This is a genomic window from Sphingopyxis flava (assembly GCF_900168005.1).
Classification (GTDB): domain Bacteria; phylum Pseudomonadota; class Alphaproteobacteria; order Sphingomonadales; family Sphingomonadaceae; genus Sphingopyxis; species Sphingopyxis flava.
In genome coordinates this window covers 137,501-155,460 of the sequence record NZ_FUYP01000004.1, presented here as the reverse complement: position 1 = coordinate 155,460, position 17,960 = coordinate 137,501, and the positions used below count along the sequence as shown (strand labels likewise).

Below are 17,960 nucleotides of genomic sequence, written 5' to 3'. Positions count from 1 at the left end.
CCGACCGAAGGAAATGATCGGGCCTTGGGCTAGAAATGACGAAGAGGAAAATTGGTCGGACAAAGGGAGCGGTCCGGTTGCCGCTGATCGCGCTGGCGCTGGCGCTCGCCGCGACGGCTCCCGCGCGCGCGCAGCAAGCAGAAGCGCCCGCGCCCGCGCCGACCTCCCCGCCTGCGCCGGGCAGCCTTAGCGATTTCCGACTCCGTCCCGCCGATGACGGGCGCCAGACGGGCGTGCAGGGCCCTGCCGACAATGGCATTGCACCGCTCGCGCCCGGCGAGCGCCGTGGCGTGCCGACCCCCTCGCCACAGCCCGCGGTTCCGCGCGTCGTGCCCACCCAGCCGGCGCCTGCTCCACCCGCGCCGACTCCCGCGCCCGCCCCGGCGCGCGAGATGGCCGCTCCAGCGCCAGCGCGGACCACGCCGGGCAGCGCCCCATCTGCAATGGTCCCCGCGCCTGTCGACACGCCGCCGACCGGCGCTGACCCGGCGCCTCTGCCCACCGAACCCTCTCCGGGGTCTGCGGACAGCATCCCCGCCCCCCCGAACGCCGACGACATTTCGGCGGGTCCGGCGACCGGGAGCGACACTGGCGGCACCCCGATCTGGGCCTGGCTGCTCGCTGCGCTGGCGGCGGTTGCGGCCGGTCTCTGGTACTGGCGGCGCCGTCCTGTGCTGGCGGGGGGGGCTCCGGGCGAGCCGCCGGAGCTGCAAGCCTCGCCGTCCATGCCGCGCGCCGCAGCCCCGCCGGTCGGCCCGCCGCCTGCGCCGCCGCGTCCGTCGGTGGCCCCGCAGCCTGCCATGGCACCCGCAGCCTCATCGCCACTCGTCACGCGCCCTGCGGCCGAGCAGCGTGCCGAGGTTGCGATGACGCTTGATGTACGGGCAATTCGCATGACGGCGGAGAATCTCGTCGTCGGCTTCGTGCTCGATCTCGCGAATCGCGGGCCGGTCTCCGCGACCGGCTTGATGGTTCGCATCGCGCTCAACCAGGGTTCGGCGATGCAGGAGGGCGTGTTGATGCGCTTCTTCGACGGCGCGGGGGGCAGCGTGCTGCGCGACGACATCGAACTGGCCCCGGGTGCAAGCGAGGCGCTGACGACCGAGGTGATGCTGCCGCGCGCGAGCGTCGAACCGCTCGTGGTCGGCGGCAAGCCCATGCTCGTCCCCGTGCTCGCTTTCGATGTCACCTACCACTGGGAAGGGGACGCCGACGCTTTCGGGCAGGTCGCTGGCACTTTCGTCATCGGTCGGGGGCCGCCCCCGGGATCGGGCGACAAGATCGCGCCGCTGCCCCTCGACCGGCTGGCCTATAGTGTTGACCGACCCGCCGCGCGGGCCACCGCCATGCGGCGCAAGCTCTAGCCGTCAGGCGGCGCTGCGATCCTTTTCTGTTGCAGTGCAGCATTGGCTGGGGCAGAGCAGCCATACGCTTGTAAAAGCGTCGGCGGAGGCATAGGCTGATCGTCTTCCCCGGGTAAAGAAGAGCCACAGCAGGATGGCCGGCGGAGGGACAGGATAACAAGGTTCCCCGCGGGTTGTAACAGGAGCATGACATGGACGCCTTGGTGTCAACGGAATGGCTGGAACGCGAACTGGGGGCATCCGACCTGCGGGTCGTCGATGCGACGAAATTCATGCCCGACGCGGGTCGCGACCCGCGCGCCGAATATGAGGCGGGCCACATTCCGGGCGCGGTTTTCATGGACCTCGCTGAGCTTGCCGACACGAGCAGCCCGATCGACAATATGGCGCCGCCGCCCGAAAAATTCGCGAGCCGTATGCAGTCGCTGGGGCTCGGCGACGGGAGCCGCATCGTGATCTATGACGACAGCCCGCTCAAGAGCGCAGCGCGCGCCTGGTGGCTGCTCAAACTGTTCGGCGCGCACGACGTCGCCCTGCTTGACGGGGGCCTTGCCAAGTGGAAGGCCGAGGGGCGCCCGCTTGAAATGGGCAAGCAAACGCTGCGCCACCGCCACTTCACCGTGTGGCGCGACGCCAAGGCGGTGCGCACCAAGGAGCAAATGCTCGAAAATCTGGCGAACACCGCCGAGCAGGTCGTCGACGCGCGTCCGGCATCGCGTTTCACAGGTGAAGAGCGCGACCCGCGCCCGGGCGTCGCTCCTGGCCATATTCCAGGCTCGCTCAGCCTGCCGCACAGCACGCTCTTCAACGCCGATGGCACCTGGAAACAGGGCGATGAACTGAAGGCGGCGTTCGATTCCGCCGGCGTTGATCTGGACAAGCCCCTCGTCACCACCTGCGGCACTGGCATGACCGCAGCCGTGGTTGCGTTCGGCGCCCACCTGCTCGGCAAGGATGATGTCGCGGTCTACGATGGCAGCTGGACCGAATGGGGCGCTGACCCTGCGACGCCCAAGGCGACCGGGTCGGCCTGAGCGGGGGAGCGCGCTGCCGGGCGGGACGGCGGTGTTCGGACTTGTCATGCCCAGCGGTGCTGGATTAATCATCATGCGTCGGGGCAAGGCAACCTCCCGGTCAGGCTCTCGCCCAAGCGTTGCTTTTTCGCCCGGCTTTGCCGGATGGAGAAGCATGACTAATGGCCGCCCCTCCTGATGACGACCCCGAAGTAGCCCTCGTCCACCCAAACTTTGCCGAGGCGCTGCGCGTCTATGCCCGCATCGGCTGGCTGAGTTTCGGCGGCCCGGCCGGACAGATTGCGTTGATGCACCGCGAGTTCGTCGAAGAGCGGCGATGGGTGGGCGAAGCGACCTTTCTTCACGCGCTCAACTTCTGTCACTTGCTGCCCGGCCCCGAAGCGCAGCAGCTTGCGACCTGGATTGGTTGGCGGAAGCACGGCCTTCGCGGGGGACTTGCCGCCGGACTCCTCTTCGTTGTTCCGGGCGCGCTCGTCATGTTCGGCCTGTCGCTGCTCTATGTCACCGCAGCGGGACTAGACTGGTTCACGGCGCTGTTCCTCGGTATCAAGGCTGCGGTCCTCGCAATCGTCGTCGAGGCACTGATCCGTATCGCCGGGCGCGCGCTCAAGACGCCGTTCCTGCGCGGGGTCGCGCTCGCGGCCTTCTTCGCGCTCGCGGCAGCCGGCCTGCCCTTTCCTCTCGTCGTCCTGTCGGCCTTGCTGCTCGGCTGGTCGGCGGCGCGGTGGCGTCCCGATTGGCTGAAGCTCGCGGCGGGCGGAAGCGACGCCTCGCCGCCCGCCGGCTCGGCGTGGCGGCAAAGCCTGTCGGCGGTGATGCTGTGGGGTGCGCTCTGGGCGGCGCCAATGCTGCTGATCCTCGCCACGCTGGGGCGCGGGCATATTCTGTGGGATATCGGCGTATTCTTCTCGCAGCTCGCAGTGGTGAGCTTCGGCGGAGCCTATGCGGTGCTCGCCTATATGGCGCAGGAAGCCGTAAACGGCTTCGGCTGGCTGCGCCCGGGCGAAATGGCCGACGGCCTGGGGCTCGCCGAGACGACGCCGGGGCCGCTGATCCTAGTGACGCAGTTCGTCGGATTTCTCGCCGCCTGGCGCGACGCTGCGCCCTTTACGCCGCTCTTCGCGGCGCTCCTCGGCGGCGCGCTGACACTATGGGTCACCTTCGCACCCTGTTTCTTGTGGATATTCTCCTTTGCGCCTTGGATCGACCGACTCGAGCGTTCGGCGGGCCTCAAGGGCGCGCTGGCGGCCGTCACCGCGGCGGTGGTCGGCGTGATCGCAAATCTTGCCTTGTGGTTTGCGCTGCATGTGCTGTTTCGCCGCCTGGAACGCACGCGATGGGGCGTCGATTTGCCGGTGCTGGAAAGCGTCGACCCCGCGGCGGCGCTGCTCACGATTCTCGCCTTCATCCTGCTGTTTCGCGTCCGGCTCGGGATCATCCCGCTGCTGGCTATCTGTTCGGCGGGCGGCCTGCTACTGGATTTTGGCTAGGGCTCCGCTAACAAGGCGGGCATGAGTACGAGCGACGATCAGGGTGTCCGCCCCGCGACGAAATTGGTGCAGGGCGGGCGGCGGCCCGAGTGGACAGGTGACCCCCGGCTCGGAGGCGGGGTCGTCAATCCTCCGGTATGGCGCGCCTCGACCGTCCTTTATGATTCGATCGCGGATATGAAGGCGCGCGGGCATGCGACCCACGACAAACTCTATTACGGCCGGCGGGGCACACCGACCGTGTGGGCTCTCGCCGACGCCCTCACCGAAATGGAGCCGGGCGCCGAGGGGACGCTGCTCTATCCCTCGGGCGTCGCGGCGATTTCGGCAGGGCTGCTCGCGTTGCTCGCGCCGGGCGATCACTTGCTGATGGTCGACAGCGCCTATGAGCCGACGCGCTTGTTCTGCAACGGGATGCTGAAACGCTATGGTGTCACCACCACTTATTACGACCCGCTCGTCGGAGGTTCGATCGCCGAACTGATCCGGCCCGAGACGAAACTGATCTTTCTTGAATCGCCAGGCAGCCTCACCTTCGAGGTGCAGGATATTCCGGCGATCGCGACAATCGCACGCGAGCGCGGCGTGCTGACGATGCTCGACAATACTTGGGCGACGCCGCTGCTCTTCCCTGCGCTCGCGCATGGGATCGATGTGGCGATGATGAGTCTCACCAAATATGTGGGGGGCCATTCGGACGCGATGATGGGATCGCTCACCGCGACGCGGACGGTGTGGCCCCGTCTGCGGCAGGCGGCCTATCAGCTGGGACAGGCGGTATCACCCGACGATTGCGCGTTGATGCTGCGCGGTTTGCGCACACTCGAGGTTCGGATGCGGCGGCACGGGGAGAACGCTCTCGCGGTCGCGCGCTGGCTCGCCGCCCGGCCCGAGGTCGGGCGCGTTCTCTTTCCCGCGCTGGCCGAGGATGCCGGGCATGCGATCTGGTCGCGCGACTTTTCGGGCGCGAGCGGGCTTTTCGGCTTCACGCTGAAGGGCGCGGACGACGCCGCGCGCGCGCGTTTCATCGATGCGCTCCAGCATTTTGGCATCGGGTTTAGCTGGGGCGGCTATGAAAGCCTCGTCGTGCCCAGCGACCCCGGGACGATACGCACCGCGACGGCGTGGACCGATGCCGATGCGCTTGTCCGCCTGTCGATCGGGCTCGAGGATCCTGCCGACCTGATCGCCGATATCGAACGCGGCTTTGGGGCGATGGCCGAATGAGCGTCGAGAGCGGGCTGCGCAGCGGCATCGCCGAGGTGATCGCCACGATGAAGGCGCTCGGCCTCGACGTTGGCGATTATCGGCTGTCGCTCTATTCGCTATTCACGACCCTGGTGGTCGCGGCGCTGCTCTATGCCGGCGTCCGCCTAGTGCTGCGCGCCATCAAATGGCTGCTCCGCCGCAACAAGCAGATCGACGATACGCAGCGAATCCTGACCGAAAAGCTGATCGCAATTGCGCTCTTCATCTTTGCGATCCTGTTCGGCGTCGACCTGCTTAGCATCGACCTTACGGCGCTCACCGTCTTTTCGGGCGCTGCGGGCCTCGCAATTGGCTTCGGTCTTCAAAAGACGGTAGGCAATCTGATTGCGGGGATCATCCTATTGATGGATCGGTCGATCAAGCCGGGCGACGTGATCGTGGTGGGCGATGCAGCCTCGATGGGAGTGGCAACGCTCGGAGGTGTGCCCAACGTCGGGCGCGTCGCAAAGATCGGGGTGCGCGCGGTCAGCGTCGTCACCCGCGACGGCAAGAAGCATCTCATTCCGAACGAGCTGCTGATGACGCAGGCGGTCGAGAACTGGAGCTATTCGAGCCGTGAGGTCCGCGTCCGGATGCGCGTGCCCGTCGCCTATGACAGCGATATCAAGCGGGCGCATCGCATCATGCTCGACATCGCCCAGGCGAATCCGCGCATTCTCGATCATCCCGAGCCGGCGGTGTGGATCACGGCTTTCAGCGAACGCGCGGTCGAGCATGAACTGCGCTACTGGATTGCCGATCCCGAATCGGGGCTCGGCAATATCCAGGGCGAGGTGTTTCTGGGGATATGGGACGCATTCCAGGACGCCGGCATCCGCGTGCCTTATCCGCGGCAGGATGTGCGGCTGGTCGAGGCCGGAGGCGCTAAGAAGGAAGAGCGATAGGCATCCGCTTAAGGCCCGGTCCTTCGTGTTCCGCCTGGCTGATGGCCGCCCCAGCTTTCGCCGAGACGGCTCTGGTCTCAGACCCCTTTTGCCTTCGCGCGCTCGACGCCCTCGAGGATGATCTTCTTTGCCTCGTCGACATCGCCCCAACCTCCAAGCTTTACCCATTTGCCCGGCTCAAGATCCTTGTAGTGGGCAAAGAAATGCTCGATCTGCTGCAGCACGATCTCGGGCATGTCCTTGTAGGTCTGGACCTTGTCATAATAGGGGAAGGTTGCGCTGACGGGGACGCAGAGCAGCTTTTCATCACCGCCGGCATTATCCTCCATCCGCAGTACGCCGATCGGGCGGCACTTGACCACCGCGCCCGCGACCAGCGACGAGCGCGCGACGACCAGCGCGTCGAGCGGGTCGCCGTCATCGCCCAATGTGTGCGGGATGAAGCCGTAATTGGCGGGATAGCGCATCGGGGTATGGAGAAAACGGTCGACGAAAAGAGCGCCCGACGCCTTGTCGAATTCATATTTCACCGGCTCGCCGCCAATCGGCACTTCGATCAGCACGTTAAGGCTGTCAGGCGGGCTGTCGCCGGCCGGGATGAGGTCGATGCGCATGGGAGATGTCCTTTGGTATGCTTTGCTATCGCGCGCGCCTTTAGCGCCGGATGGCGCGAAAAGTCGAGGGGATCGTGCAACATCGCTTCCTCGCTGCGAAGCGGGGGCAAGCGTCAGTCCCCGTCCCCCGTGGCACGAACCAGTGTCTGACCGTCCCGGTTATGCTGCAGCGAGGCTGAGGAGGGTCAAAGCGAGCGCTTCGCCGCGAACAGGCGGTCGAACCAGTCGGGGCCCGTGCTCGTCCGTTCGAGCCACGGCCAGCGCAGCCCGCCATGATAATCGATCGAAACGTCGCGGTAGCGCCCGCCGCGCTCGACAAGCAGACGTACCGGGGTCTTGCCGTCGGCGGCGGCCTTGATAGCGGTCTCGAGCCGCTCCCTGCTATAGGCGACGCCGTCGACCGCGACGATCTTCGTCCCGTTGACGATATCGGCGCGGAAGGCGGGGCCGTCCCAGAGGATGCCGCCGGCAATGTCGTCCTTGTCGATCGTTAGTCCAAGCGAGTGGGTGAGGTCATAGGATTTTGACATCGCCATTCGCGCCTTGTCATAGGCGTTGGGGGTGTCGCGCCAGACCAGCTTGTAGCCCGCGCGCTCGATCCCGCCCGCAGGGGCTGGCTGGCCAGGCGTCTGCAGCCGCTGGCGGAGGAAGGTTGCCCAGTCATGGGGATGGATCGCGTTCAGCGCCCGGACGACGTCGTCGAACTCATAGGTCACCTCGCCCCAGTCGCCCTCGCGCCCCCCGAAAAAGCTCTTCGCGAAATCGTCGAGACTCTTCTTGTTGTTCGTCGCGGTGCGGATCAGCATGTCGGCGTCAAGCCAGACCAGCGAGCCTTCGTTGTAATAGTCCTCACCCCGCGACCAGCTCGCGAACGGTTTGGGTTTGCGCGCGGCGATCACCGGGTCGAGCGTCGTATCCTCGACCGAGCGCCAGCTTCGCCCTGGCATGGCGGAATAATTGGCGGCGGTGGTCGCCCATTGCGCGAGCGCCATGTCCTTGGACTGCATCCCCGACCGCGCCGCGAGGACGATGTCCCAAAAGCTCGTCTGCCCTTCATAGACCCACAGAAGATTGCCCTCCATCGGGGTGCGATAGTCCGGCGTCCAGAGCTTTGCCGGGCGGCGGTATTTGCCGTTCCAGCTGTGGGTGAATTCGTGCGGCAAAAGCCCGCGCAGCACTTCGCCGTCGCTCCATTTGGTGAAATAGTCAGGCTTGCTGCTGTTCTCGCTGCTGCGGTGATGCTCGAGCCCGATGCCGCCGAGTTCGTCGGTGAGCGCGAGCAGAAACTCATAGCGGTCGAAGTGTCGGATCCCGAAGAGCGCGAGCGCCTCGCTGACGAGCGCGGCATGGGTTGCGATCTGGTCAGGACTTGCCTCGAGATATTGCGCCTCGTCGGCAACGACGTTGAGCGTGACATTGTGCCCAAGCTTCCATTTGCGGAAATAGCGCCCCGCGAACATCGGGCTGTCGATCAACGTCTCGTAGCTGGTGGGGGCGTAACTGTAGCGATTGCCGCTGACCTTCAGTCCGTCGAGCGCGGCGGCGCCCGTCCATCCCTCGGGCAGCGTCACGTCGAGCTGAACCGGAATGTTGCGGGTGAAATAACCGGCAGGATAAAGGCTGACCTGTTCCCATTGCAGGTTGATGATCGATGGTGTGACGACGACGCGGCCCTCGCTTGTTCGGGTCGGCGACAGGAAGTCGAAGGCAAGCTCGATGCTCTTCACCCCCTCGGGCACGTCGATGTCAAAGGCATAGACATCGGTTGGCTGGCGCGTCCAGGCGAGCGCCTTGCCGCCAGCACTCGGGCGAAAGCCTGCAACCTCGGCGATCGCACCGCGTGGTGCATGCTTGCCGGGCAACCATTTGGGATAAAGAAGTGTGAGCTTGCCGCTCTTTGCGACGGGTATCGTCTGGCGGACGCGGAAGATCCCGCGGGCGACGTCGGTCGCGTCGACCTTGAGGCCAATCGTCCCAGGATAAGGCCGGTCGGCAGGCAGCGGGATCGCATGCGGCGAAACGGCCGGTTGCGGCCGGCTGTTGGCATCCTGCGCGTAAGTGGCGGAAACGAGGGCGAGGGGGGCGGCCAGCAATGCCACCGCGACGAACGGTGCCTTTTTCATGGCGGGCTTACTGCCGGGAAAAATTCCGCAGGTCCAGCGCGGGCTCAGCGAGGACCCTTTGCGTTTCGGCGAAAAGCCAGTAGACGCCGCCGCCATGAGCAAGGACAGAAGCGCGAAAATCCCGACGCCGCAGCCGGTACGCGGCACCCAGGACATGCTCGGCGATTCCGCTGACCGCTTCGCACATGTCGTCAGCACTTTCGAGCGGGTGCGGCGCCTTTATGGCTTCAAGCGGGTCGAGGTGCCGGTGATCGAGCCGACCGCGGTGTTCGCGCGCAGCCTTGGCGAGACGACCGACGTCGTATCGAAGGAAATGTACAGCTTCGACGACCGGGGCGGCGAGTCGATCACGCTGCGCCCCGAATTCACAGCGGGAATCGCGCGCGCTTTCATCACCAACGGCTGGCAACAGTTTGCGCCGCTCAAGGTTGCGACGCATGGACCGCTGTTTCGTTACGAGCGGCCGCAAAAGGGGCGTTATCGTCAGTTCCACCAGCTCGATGCCGAGGTGGTCGGCAGCGACAGTCCGCTCGCCGATGCCGAATTGCTCGTTTTTGCCGACCAGCTCTTGAAGGAGCTGGGCATCGCTGAGGGCGTGACTCTGACGCTCAACACGCTCGGCGACGGGGACAGTCGCGAGGCATGGCGTGCAGCGCTGGTCGAGCATTTCGAGAGCCATCGCGACGGGCTGTCCGAAGACAGCCTCGCGCGGCTCGACAAGAATCCGCTGCGCATATTGGACAGCAAGGATCCGCGCGACCGGCCGATTGCCGACAGCGCGCCCGACATTGACACATTCCTCACCAGCGAAGCGCAGGATTTCTTCGGCGCCGTGACGTCCGCTCTCGACGCTGCGGGGGTTGCTTGGGTGCGCAATGCGCGGCTCGTGCGCGGACTCGATTATTATCGCCACACCGCCTTTGAATTTGTTACCGATCGGCTGGGCGCGCAGGGGACCGTGATTGGCGGCGGACGCTATGACGGGCTGATTGAGATGCTGGGCGGCAATGCAACGGCAGCGGTCGGATGGGCTGGCGGGATCGAGCGGCTGGCGATGCTGCTGGACGCGGATGCTGTCGACAGCCGGCTCGATGCGGTGATTGCGGTCGAAGATGACGCCATGTTCGACCTTGCGATGCGCGGTCTGCGGCTGCTGCGCGAGAATCGCCTCGCTGCCGACATCGTCGCGACAGGTTCCCCCCGCAAGCGTTTTGACAAGGCGGCGAAGATTGGCGCTCGCGCGTTGCTGTCTATCAGTTTGCGGAACGGCGTTCCCTACACGAATGCCAAGACCGATGGCAGCGGCGTCGCGGCACAGGCCGAAGCGCTATTCCGCTCGATCGGCTGATGAGCGCCGTTTCCGGAAAGCAGATCGACGCGATCATCGAGCGTCATGCTGCACTGCAGGCGCGGATGGCGACGGGGGATATGGGGCCCGCCGATTTCGTCGCGGCATCGAAGGAGTTTGCCGAGCTTGAGCCCGTCGCGAAGGCGGCGGCCGAAGTGACGCGGCTCCGTGCGGAGCTGGTCTCGCTGAACGAGATGCTCGCCGATCCCGAGATGAAGGCGATGGCGGAAGAAGAAATTGCTGCGGTCGAGGCGGCGCTACCCGCCGCCGAGCACGACCTTGCGATCAAGCTGCTGCCCAAGGATGTCGCTGACGAACGCGCCGCGATGCTGGAAATCCGTGCTGGCACGGGCGGGGATGAGGCCGCGCTATTCGCAGGCGATTTGCTCCGCATGTATAGCCGCTATGCCGATGCGCAGGGATGGAAAGTCGAGATCATCTCGGCGAATGAGGCCGAGGTCGGCGGATACAAGGAGGTCGTCGCCTCAGTCGTCGGGCAGGGCGTCTTTGCCAAGCTGAAGTTCGAAAGCGGCGTCCACCGCGTCCAGCGCGTGCCGGTGACCGAAAGCGGCGGACGCATCCACACCAGCGCCGCGACCGTTGCGGTGTTGCCTGAGGCCGAGGAGGTCGACGTCGCCATCAACGACAATGACCTCAAGATCGATATCTACCGCGCGAGCGGCGCGGGAGGCCAGCATGTCAACACCACCGACAGTGCGATCCGTATCACCCATATCCCCACGGGACTGGTCGTGATCCAGCAGGATCAGCGCAGCCAGCACAAGAATCGCGCAAAGGCGATGCAGGTGCTGCGCGCGCGCCTCTACGACCTTGAGCGCGAGAAGATCCACAGCGCCGAGGCGTCGGCGCGCAAGTCGATGGTCGGGTCGGGCGACCGGTCGGAGCGTATTCGCACCTATAATTTCCCGCAGGGGCGCGTGACCGACCACCGTATCAATCTGACGCTCCACCGCCTGCCCGACATTCTGGAAGGGCAGATGGACGAGCTGATCGACGCGCTGATCGCTGAAGATCAGGCGCAAAGGCTGGCGGGGCTTGGTGAATAGAATCCGGCCCGGCTCGGAGGAGCGGAACGTTCGGGCCGTCCTCCACGACGCCGCTTCCCGCCTGGCCGCAATCTCCGACACCCCGCGCCTCGATGCCGAACTGCTGATGGCGCATGCGCTCGGGGTCGAGCGCGAGACGCTGCTGCTTGATCCCACGCGCTTTGCTGTGCCGGAGACGTTCGCGGGGCTTGTCGCGCGGCGGCTGGCGCGCGAACCCGTCGCCTATATCATTGGCCATCGCGATTTCTGGACGGTGCGGCTCCGCGTCGGGCCGGGCGTGCTGATCCCGCGGCCCGACAGCGAAACCTTGATCGAGGCCTGTCTCGACTTTGCGCAGCAGGCGCGGGGGGAGGGGTGGCCGCGAACCGTGCTTGATCTCGGCACGGGGCCAGGCACGCTGCTGCTTGCGTCGCTTTCTGAATGGCCCGATTCGACCGGGCTGGGGGTCGATTCGAGCGAGACGGCGCTGGACTATGCCCGCAGCAATGCGGCGGCGCTGGGCCTTGCTGGGCGGGCGGAGTTCCGGCGCGGTGACTGGGGGGAGGGGCTGGCAGACTGCTACGACCTCATCCTGTGCAACCCGCCCTATATTGCAGAGTCGGAGGAGCTCATGCCCGATGTGGCCGACCATGAGCCTGCGGAGGCATTGTTCGCTGGTGTCGATGGCCTTGCTGACTACCGAAGGCTCATTCCGGATCTTGCGCGTCTGCTCGCGCCGGGCGGGGCCGCGGTCCTTGAAATCGGGGCGACGCAACTTAAATTGGTGGGGTCGCTGGCCGAACAAGCGGGCTTCGCGGTCCAATGCCGCAAGGACCTCGCCGGTCGCGATCGGGCCGTGCTGCTCACCCCGGCGGCATAACGACCCGCCAATAAATCGCTTGGTTTTGCGTTCAAAGCGCGTTAGGGGCGGCTCACAGACCTGATCGGGGTCCCTTTGGCGGTGCTCATGCATCGATACTGGTCCGACTGGTTTGCTTCCCATTTACGGCGCTGGTGCAGGACCCATGGTCCCGCGCAAGCGGTAGAGGGCAGGGCCGCGCACGAAGGCGCGGGCGCGACGCACATATGTTGCGGTCGGCCAAAAAGGGGTTTGGCATAGCTTTTCGACAGGATGCTTCAGTTGAACATGAACAACCGGCAGAGCGGTCGCCGTCGCGGCCGCAACAACAGCAACAATAACCGGTCGCAGTCGGGTGGGCGCGGTGGCGTCGATCAGGCGAACCGGATCGACAGCCGGGCGCGCGGTAATGCGGTCCAGATGATCGAGAAGTACAAGAATCTTGCGCGCGACGCGCAGCTTGCCGGTGACCGTGTTCAGACCGAATATTATTTGCAGTTCGCGGACCATTATTTCCGAGTCCACAGCGACTTTCGCGCTCGACAGGAAGAAAAGGCGGCGCAGAGCGGCCAGGAGCGCCACGACCGTGGCCGCGATGTTCGCGGGGTCGAGGATTTCGACGGTCACGACGATAGCGACCTCGACACCGAAAGCGAAGGCGAGCGCAGCGAGGAACGCGACAGCCGCTCCCAGGGCGGGCGCGATCGCCGCGATGAGGATGACAATCGTGGCAACCGTCAACAGCAGGGCCGGGGCCGCCGCGAGCGGGAGCAGACGCGAGCCGAACGCGAGGAACCGCGCGAGAGTGAAGCAGGCGATGGCGAAGAGGCTGCCGCGGAGGCGGCGCCTGCGCCCAAGACCCGCCGCCCGCGGCGCGCGCGTCAGCAGGACGAGAGCGAAAATGGTGCTGGCATTGATAGTGCCGTGCTACCGCCGGCGATCGGCCGCAGCGCCGACGCCGTCGAGGCCGAGGCGGAGGAAACTGCGCCCGCTCCCAAGGCACGCCGTCCGCGCCGCACGCTCGCCGCGCGGGGCGCTGGGGTTGAAGCGGCTGAATAAGCCCACGATTTCGCGCTGGTTTTCAGCGCAGACATGACATAGCCTTCCCGCAGGGACATCGGCGGGAGGGTATGATGCGCGCAGCAATCGAGGCTTGGGTAGCGCTTTGCGCCACGGCAGCACTGAGTAGCGCTTTCCCGGTTGCCGGGCAGGAATCGGGCGGCAGCGCGCAGGGCGACGTTGCCGTCACCATTTATAATAATGGCCAGTCGCTGGTGCAGGACGAGCGCCAGCTCAGCGTCAGCGCCGGGCGCAATCGCATCGAATTTCCCGATGTGTCGGCCCGTATCCGGCCTGAAACCGTGACCTTGTCGGGACCCGGCCTTTCGATCGTCGAACAGAATTTCGATTTCGACCTGCTCACCCCTGATAAGCTGATGGACAAGGCGGTCGGACAGACGATCACGCTCGTTCGCACCAATCCTGCAACCGGCGCCGAGCGTACCGAGCGCGCGAAGGTGCTCGCGGCCAATGGCGGCATCGTGCTGCAGATCGGCGAGCGGATCGAAGTTCTCCGCGATGATGGCCTGCCGGTGCGCGCGGTGTTCGACCGGCTGCCGCCCAATCTGCGCGCTCGCCCCACGCTGTCGGTCATTGTCGAGGCGGCAAGCAGCGGTACCGTCCCGGCGCGGCTGTCCTACCTCACCCCCAACCTTGGCTGGACTGCCGATTATGTTGCGCTGTTCGACGCGGCGAAGGGGGCGATGGACATTCAGGGCTGGGTGACGCTGACCAATTCCACCGGTACGACCTATACCAGCGCGCGAACGCTTCTGGTCGCAGGGAGTCCTGGTGGTGGAGGGGGCCTTCGCCGGCTCAGCGGGGCGATGGACAGCGCAGGCACCGAGTCGAACGGTCGCGAACGGCTCGGCGACTATTATCTCTACCCGCTCGCGGCGCGCACCACGATCGCCAATGCGCAGCAGAAGCAGGTTAGCTTCCTCGACGTGAAGGGGGCACCTGCGCGATCTACCTATGAATATGTCAACCGCTGGCTCGGCAGCAGCACCGACCCGATCAGCACCGCGAGCGTTCTGCGCTTTTCGACATCGAGACAGGGCGGGCTCGGCGACCAGCTCCCGGCGGGGACGATTCGCGTCTATATGCGCGACGCGCGCGGCGATCCGCAGTTCATCGGCGAGAATCGCATCGACCACACGCCCATGGGATCGGCGATGTCACTGCGCACCGGCGATGCTTTCGACGTCAAGGTGCAGCCGACCGTCGTGTCGCGCACCCGCAAGGGCGACTCGCGCTGGGTGACCAAGATGCGCTACACCCTAAGCAATGCGCGGCCTGAACCGGTGACGGTGCTGCTGGCGCAGGACGGTCTTTATGGCGACGTGCGGATCGGCGACGAAAGCCTGAAGAGCGAACGCGTGTCGGCCGACCGCGTCGAATGGCAGGTGCCGGTGCCCGCAAATGGCAGGACCGACATTACCGCCACCTTCGATACACGCTATTGAGGAGGGCGCGTTGCGGGCCCTCCGGCGGCTGATTGGCATCGCGGCGCTGCTGGCGCCCTTGCCGGCGTTCGCGCAGCAGGCGCCCGCCGTCGTCGTCTCGTCGCGAATCGATGATGTCGCGGTTACTGTCTATCGCGCGCCATCGCGGGGGAGCGGGCCAATCAACCCCAATTGGCCGCAAGGTTTTGCCTTCATCACCGAAACGCGCACGGTCGAACTGCCCGCCGGACTTTCGGTTCTGCGCTTCGAAGGAGTCGCCGAGGGCCTGCTTCCCGAAACCGCGGTGGTGAACGGTCTGCCCCATGGAGTGATCGAAAAGAATCGCGACGCGCGGCTTCTGTCGCCCGCGGGGCTGGTCGACGCCAATCTGAAGCGGAGCGTCACGCTACAGCGCACCAACCTCAAGTCAGGCAGGATAGCCGAGCAGGAGGCGGTGATCCAAGCCGGGCCGAACGGTGGAGTGATTCTCCAAACCGCCGATGGCTTTGAGGCACTCGGCTGTTCGGGGCTGCCCGAGCGCATGATCTATGCCCGCCTTCCCCGCGACCTGTCGGCAAAACCGACGCTGTCGATACTGGTCGACGCCAAGGTGGGGCGCGCCGTGACCGTCCAGTTGCTTTATCTTGCCGAAGGTTTCGACTGGGCGGCCAGTTATGTCGCCGACCGCGCTGCCGATGGCCGGACGATCGGGCTTACCGGCTGGGTCACCGTGGCGAACGGCGGCGTCACGAGTTTTCCGAAGGCGCAGCTCAATGTGATCGCCGGAAAGTTGAACAAGGTCTATAGCCCGCCGCTGCCCCGCAGCACGCCGGGGCCGCTCATCCTCAAATGCTGGCCCATGGATAATACGAGCACCCACCCCTATTGGGAACTTCCGCCCGTCATCGCGTATGAGGACGCGGCGCGCGATGGTCTGGAAGAAATGGTCGTCACGGCGCAGCGCCGCGCGGAATATGCGATGGCGCCGCCGCCTCCGCCTCCGCCCCCGCCGGCCCCGCCGCCCTCCGAAGACCTCGGCGATCTTAAATTCTATCGCGTCCCCTTTCGCGTTGATGTGTCGGCGAAGGGACAGAAGCAGGTCGCGCTGCTTGCGACAGACAATGTGCCGGTCGAACAACTCTATGCCGCGACGCTCTCTTTTTCCGCAACCGGCCGCGCGCAGCCGCTGATCTTGCGGCTGCGCGCGCAGAACGAAGAGAGCAATGGGTTGGGGATGGCACTTCCGGCGGGGCTGGCGAGTGTTTTCGAGATGGTCGGAGACCGCCGCCTGCTCGTGGGGGAGGCAATGATTGCTGACAAGGCGAAGGGCGAGCGCGTCGATTACGACATCGCAGCGAGCCCGGCCGTGCAATATAATGTTCGTAGCCTGGCCGATTCCGATCCCAAACACTATCGGCAGTGGGAGGTAACGCTGACAAACGCCCGGTCATCCGACGCGGAGGTCGAGATGCTGATCCCCTTTGCACTCGACCCTTCGCCCCAGGGCTGGGAGCGACGCGGCAGCGCGTGGGTCTGGCGCGTGACGGTGCCGGCGAACGACCGGCTTATCCAGACTTTCCGGCAGAAGCTGAAAGGCGACTGAATCGCACGCCGTCCTATCGTCGTATTCAGGCCGGAGGAAGTGGCCTTGGACGATGATTCGCGTCGAGCGCGACGAATGTGAACAGGCCCTCGGTCACCTTGACCTCGGTCTCACCTTGATCGCGCGTCGCGATCACCTCGATACGGATGCCCATCGAGGTGCGGCCCCGCCTTTCAAGATGCGCATAGACCGAGATGATGTCGCGCAGCAGGATCGGCGCGATGAACTCCATGGCCTCGATCGCAACGGTCGCCGTCGGACCCTGGGCGATTCGTGCGGCGACGATGCCGCCCGCGATATCCATTTGGCTCAGCACCCAGCCGCCGAAAATATGCCCATTACTGTTGATATCGGCGGGCGCCGGAACGACGCGCAATATCGGGTCGGGGCGCTGGGGCAGATTATGGATGCCGTCGATCATGGCTTGAGATCCGGATCGTCCTTGAAGGGGTCGTCGATCGCCTCGTCATGGCCGCTTCCGCTCGACAGGAAGACGAGCCCCATCAGCGCGGCACCGAGCATGACGGACAATCCGACTCCCGCCGCGGTGGCGATGATCATGTGAATGGTCAGCGCCTCTCCCATTGCCCATCGCAGATAGCCGAGCGCTCCGACGACCGCGAGCAGTGAGACGATCGCCATGCCGCGCATAAGCCGGCGATAACGGTTCCATGCGATTTTCGACGCGCCATCGTCGTCGAGGGGGGAGCGTTTGACCATGATCGAGCTTCCATGAACTATGCAGAGGCGAAGGCCAAGGGCGAATGCCCGCGGGGCGTGTTTCGGCTTCGTCGCGAATCATGGTAGGATGGGCACGGATATCGGATGACAGGGAAGAGGGAGCCGTAGCTTATGACGATCGCAGCGATCTTGCACGGGCGCACGGGGCCGGTGATTTCGGCGCGGCCAACCGATTCGGTGCGGGCCGTGGTCGATTTGCTTGCGCAACATCGGATCGGTGCGGTGCCGGTCGTGGAGGGCGACGCGCTCGTCGGGATTTTTTCCGAACGCGATCTTGTCCGGCTGACATCCTCCTACGGTCCGGAGGCGCTCGACCGCACCCTTGACGAGGTGATGACCCAGTCGCCCGTCACCTGCGATTCGAGCATGGCGGTGATTGGCGCCCTGTCGCAGATGACGCAAAAGCGCATTCGCCACCTGCCGGTCGTCGATGGTGGCCGGCTCGTGGGCTTTGTGTCGATCGGCGACCTCGTCAAATATCGCATCGATATGATCGAGGCCGAAGCGGCGGCGATGCGCGACTATATCGCGTCATGATGATCGGCTGCTGAGCCGAACCCTTCAGCCACCCCGCTAGGCAGCGGGTTCAACCGCCGATCGCCGGCGCAGCACAAGCCGCCTCACCTCGGCGAGCGCCTCGCGCTCGAATAGCCACAGGAGCGTCCCATAGAGGATCGCACCGAGCATGACGAGCAGCGCGAGCCGTATCGGGGCGGCGAGACCGTAGCCTGCGATCGCTTCGCTCACAAAACCGACTGCGATCGCCATCACCAGCGCGGGCACAAGGCCGGGCAGCATCGCGCGCCCGATGTCCGCGAGCGACACGCCGTTAAGCGGTGCCGACAGGCGAGCGGTGACCAGCAGGAGCAGCGGCGCCGCCCCCAGCCACGCCCACGCCATGCCGATGAGCCCCCACTGTGCCCCGATCAGAAAGGCGGTGGGAAAGAGAATCGCCCCGCACAGCGACACGCGCATCGACACCGACGGGCGGCCGAGCGCGTTATTTACCGGTGCGAAGAGAATCTGCACCGTCATGAAAATGAGAGCGAGCGCGATGAGCTGGATATAGGGGACCATTCCG

The 17,960-nt window shown here is 65.4% G+C and carries 17 protein-coding genes (1 of these 17 cut by a window edge); 12 read left to right on the top strand and 5 right to left on the bottom strand.

Annotated features, from left to right (window positions below; all coding sequences use genetic code 11):
- Window positions 1–35 precede the first annotated feature (35 nt).
- The 5 genes from B5X69_RS04785 (at window position 36) to B5X69_RS04765 (ending at window position 6,041) form a co-directional block, all read left to right on the top strand.
- Window positions 36–1,364, top strand: a complete 1,329-nt coding sequence (locus B5X69_RS04785) for a hypothetical protein (protein ID WP_079637554.1) — start codon at window positions 36–38, stop codon at window positions 1,362–1,364.
- A gap of 191 nt (window positions 1,365–1,555) precedes the next feature.
- On the top strand, window positions 1,556–2,398 hold the full coding sequence (gene sseA, locus B5X69_RS04780; protein ID WP_079637553.1) for a 3-mercaptopyruvate sulfurtransferase: 843 nt from the start codon (window positions 1,556–1,558) through the stop codon (window positions 2,396–2,398).
- Window positions 2,399–2,559: 161 nt separating this feature from the next.
- Window positions 2,560–3,888, top strand: a complete 1,329-nt coding sequence (chrA, locus tag B5X69_RS04775; protein ID WP_079637552.1) for a chromate efflux transporter — start codon at window positions 2,560–2,562, stop codon at window positions 3,886–3,888.
- Window positions 3,889–3,909: 21 nt separating this feature from the next.
- Complete coding sequence (gene metC, locus B5X69_RS04770) at window positions 3,910–5,115, top strand: cystathionine beta-lyase (RefSeq protein WP_079637551.1); 1,206 nt, start codon at window positions 3,910–3,912, stop codon at window positions 5,113–5,115.
- Window positions 5,112–6,041, top strand: coding sequence for a mechanosensitive ion channel family protein (locus B5X69_RS04765; RefSeq protein WP_079637550.1), 930 nt, complete (start codon window positions 5,112–5,114; stop codon window positions 6,039–6,041). Before metC ends, B5X69_RS04765 begins: the two co-directional genes overlap by 4 nt.
- A 77-nt stretch (window positions 6,042–6,118) precedes the next feature.
- Here B5X69_RS04765 and ppa read toward each other — a convergent pair whose 3' ends face one another.
- Together ppa and B5X69_RS04755 are read right to left on the bottom strand one after the other, a co-directional pair.
- The gene (ppa, locus tag B5X69_RS04760; protein WP_079637549.1) at window positions 6,119–6,655 is read right to left on the bottom strand and encodes an inorganic diphosphatase; all 537 of its coding nucleotides are present in this window, start codon (window positions 6,653–6,655) and stop codon (window positions 6,119–6,121) included.
- Between the two features lie 185 nt (window positions 6,656–6,840).
- On the bottom strand, window positions 6,841–8,778 hold the full coding sequence (locus B5X69_RS04755) for a M61 family metallopeptidase (RefSeq protein ID WP_079637548.1): 1,938 nt from the start codon (window positions 8,776–8,778) through the stop codon (window positions 6,841–6,843).
- 94 nt (window positions 8,779–8,872) lie between these two features.
- Here B5X69_RS04755 and hisS point away from each other — a divergent pair, with 94 nt between their 5' ends.
- From hisS to B5X69_RS04725, 6 genes are all read left to right on the top strand, one after another.
- On the top strand, window positions 8,873–10,126 hold the full coding sequence (gene hisS, locus B5X69_RS04750) for a histidine--tRNA ligase (RefSeq protein ID WP_079637612.1): 1,254 nt from the start codon (window positions 8,873–8,875) through the stop codon (window positions 10,124–10,126).
- Entirely contained in the window at window positions 10,126–11,193 is a 1,068-nt protein-coding gene (prfA, locus tag B5X69_RS04745) for a peptide chain release factor 1 (RefSeq protein ID WP_079637547.1), read from the top strand. Before hisS ends, prfA begins: the two co-directional genes overlap by 1 nt.
- Window positions 11,183–12,052 carry a peptide chain release factor N(5)-glutamine methyltransferase gene (gene prmC, locus B5X69_RS04740; protein ID WP_245798592.1) on the top strand — a complete coding sequence of 290 codons (870 nt, stop codon included), beginning with the start codon at window positions 11,183–11,185 and terminating at the stop codon, window positions 12,050–12,052. Before prfA ends, prmC begins: the two co-directional genes overlap by 11 nt.
- Window positions 12,053–12,319: 267 nt before the next feature.
- A complete protein-coding gene (locus B5X69_RS04735) occupies window positions 12,320–13,090 on the top strand; it encodes a DUF4167 domain-containing protein (RefSeq protein ID WP_079637610.1) in 771 nt (256 codons plus the stop codon).
- A 74-nt stretch (window positions 13,091–13,164) separates the two neighbouring features.
- Window positions 13,165–14,556, top strand: a complete 1,392-nt coding sequence (locus B5X69_RS04730) for a DUF4139 domain-containing protein (protein ID WP_245798591.1) — start codon at window positions 13,165–13,167, stop codon at window positions 14,554–14,556.
- On the top strand, window positions 14,513–16,138 hold the full coding sequence (locus B5X69_RS04725) for a DUF4139 domain-containing protein (protein ID WP_425441496.1): 1,626 nt from the start codon (window positions 14,513–14,515) through the stop codon (window positions 16,136–16,138). The genes B5X69_RS04730 and B5X69_RS04725 overlap by 44 nt, the downstream gene beginning before the upstream one ends.
- Window positions 16,139–16,163: 25 nt before the next feature.
- Here the strand turns inward: B5X69_RS04725 and B5X69_RS04720 are convergent, their stop codons facing one another.
- Window positions 16,164–16,559 carry an acyl-CoA thioesterase gene (locus B5X69_RS04720; RefSeq protein WP_079637545.1) on the bottom strand — a complete coding sequence of 132 codons (396 nt, stop codon included), beginning with the start codon at window positions 16,557–16,559 and terminating at the stop codon, window positions 16,164–16,166.
- A complete protein-coding gene (locus B5X69_RS04715) occupies window positions 16,556–16,858 on the bottom strand; it encodes a hypothetical protein (protein ID WP_079637544.1) in 303 nt (100 codons plus the stop codon). Before B5X69_RS04715 ends, B5X69_RS04720 begins: the two co-directional genes overlap by 4 nt.
- Window positions 16,859–16,990: 132 nt before the next feature.
- On the opposite strand from B5X69_RS04715, the gene B5X69_RS04710 reads away from it, so the two are divergent.
- Window positions 16,991–17,416 (top strand): CBS domain-containing protein, encoded by a 426-nt coding sequence (locus B5X69_RS04710; RefSeq protein WP_079637543.1) that lies wholly within the window; start codon window positions 16,991–16,993, stop codon window positions 17,414–17,416.
- A 36-nt stretch (window positions 17,417–17,452) separates the two neighbouring features.
- Here B5X69_RS04710 and B5X69_RS04705 read toward each other — a convergent pair whose 3' ends face one another.
- Window positions 17,453–17,960 carry the 3' portion of a lipopolysaccharide biosynthesis protein gene (locus B5X69_RS04705; RefSeq protein WP_079637542.1) on the bottom strand. 1,010 nt of this gene lie beyond the right edge of the window, so the window shows 508 of its 1,518 coding nt (coding positions 1,011–1,518); its start codon lies off the right edge, out of view; its stop codon occupies window positions 17,453–17,455.

What these genes read in the sequence shown, in the direction of transcription:
- B5X69_RS04785 (WP_079637554.1), top strand. Translation starts at nt 36, where the DNA reads ATGACGAAGAGGAAAATTGGTCGGACAAAGGGAGCGGTCCGGTTGCCG.
- chrA (WP_079637552.1), top strand. Translation starts at nt 2,560, where the DNA reads ATGGCCGCCCCTCCTGATGACGACCCCGAAGTAGCCCTCGTCCACCCA.
- metC (WP_079637551.1), top strand. Translation starts at nt 3,910, where the DNA reads ATGAGTACGAGCGACGATCAGGGTGTCCGCCCCGCGACGAAATTGGTG.
- sseA (WP_079637553.1), top strand. Translation starts at nt 1,556, where the DNA reads ATGGACGCCTTGGTGTCAACGGAATGGCTGGAACGCGAACTGGGGGCA.
- prfA (WP_079637547.1), top strand. Translation starts at nt 10,126, where the DNA reads ATGAGCGCCGTTTCCGGAAAGCAGATCGACGCGATCATCGAGCGTCAT.
- B5X69_RS04720 (WP_079637545.1), bottom strand. Translation starts at nt 16,559, where the DNA reads ATGATCGACGGCATCCATAATCTGCCCCAGCGCCCCGACCCGATATTG.
- ppa (WP_079637549.1), bottom strand. Translation starts at nt 6,655, where the DNA reads ATGCGCATCGACCTCATCCCGGCCGGCGACAGCCCGCCTGACAGCCTT.
- B5X69_RS04715 (WP_079637544.1), bottom strand. Translation starts at nt 16,858, where the DNA reads ATGGTCAAACGCTCCCCCCTCGACGACGATGGCGCGTCGAAAATCGCA.
- hisS (WP_079637612.1), top strand. Translation starts at nt 8,873, where the DNA reads ATGAGCAAGGACAGAAGCGCGAAAATCCCGACGCCGCAGCCGGTACGC.
- B5X69_RS04735 (WP_079637610.1), top strand. Translation starts at nt 12,320, where the DNA reads ATGAACAACCGGCAGAGCGGTCGCCGTCGCGGCCGCAACAACAGCAAC.
- B5X69_RS04710 (WP_079637543.1), top strand. Translation starts at nt 16,991, where the DNA reads ATGACGATCGCAGCGATCTTGCACGGGCGCACGGGGCCGGTGATTTCG.
- B5X69_RS04725 (WP_425441496.1), top strand. Translation starts at nt 14,513, where the DNA reads ATGGCAGGACCGACATTACCGCCACCTTCGATACACGCTATTGAGGAG.
- B5X69_RS04730 (WP_245798591.1), top strand. Translation starts at nt 13,165, where the DNA reads ATGCGCGCAGCAATCGAGGCTTGGGTAGCGCTTTGCGCCACGGCAGCA.
- B5X69_RS04755 (WP_079637548.1), bottom strand. Translation starts at nt 8,778, where the DNA reads ATGAAAAAGGCACCGTTCGTCGCGGTGGCATTGCTGGCCGCCCCCCTC.
- B5X69_RS04765 (WP_079637550.1), top strand. Translation starts at nt 5,112, where the DNA reads ATGAGCGTCGAGAGCGGGCTGCGCAGCGGCATCGCCGAGGTGATCGCC.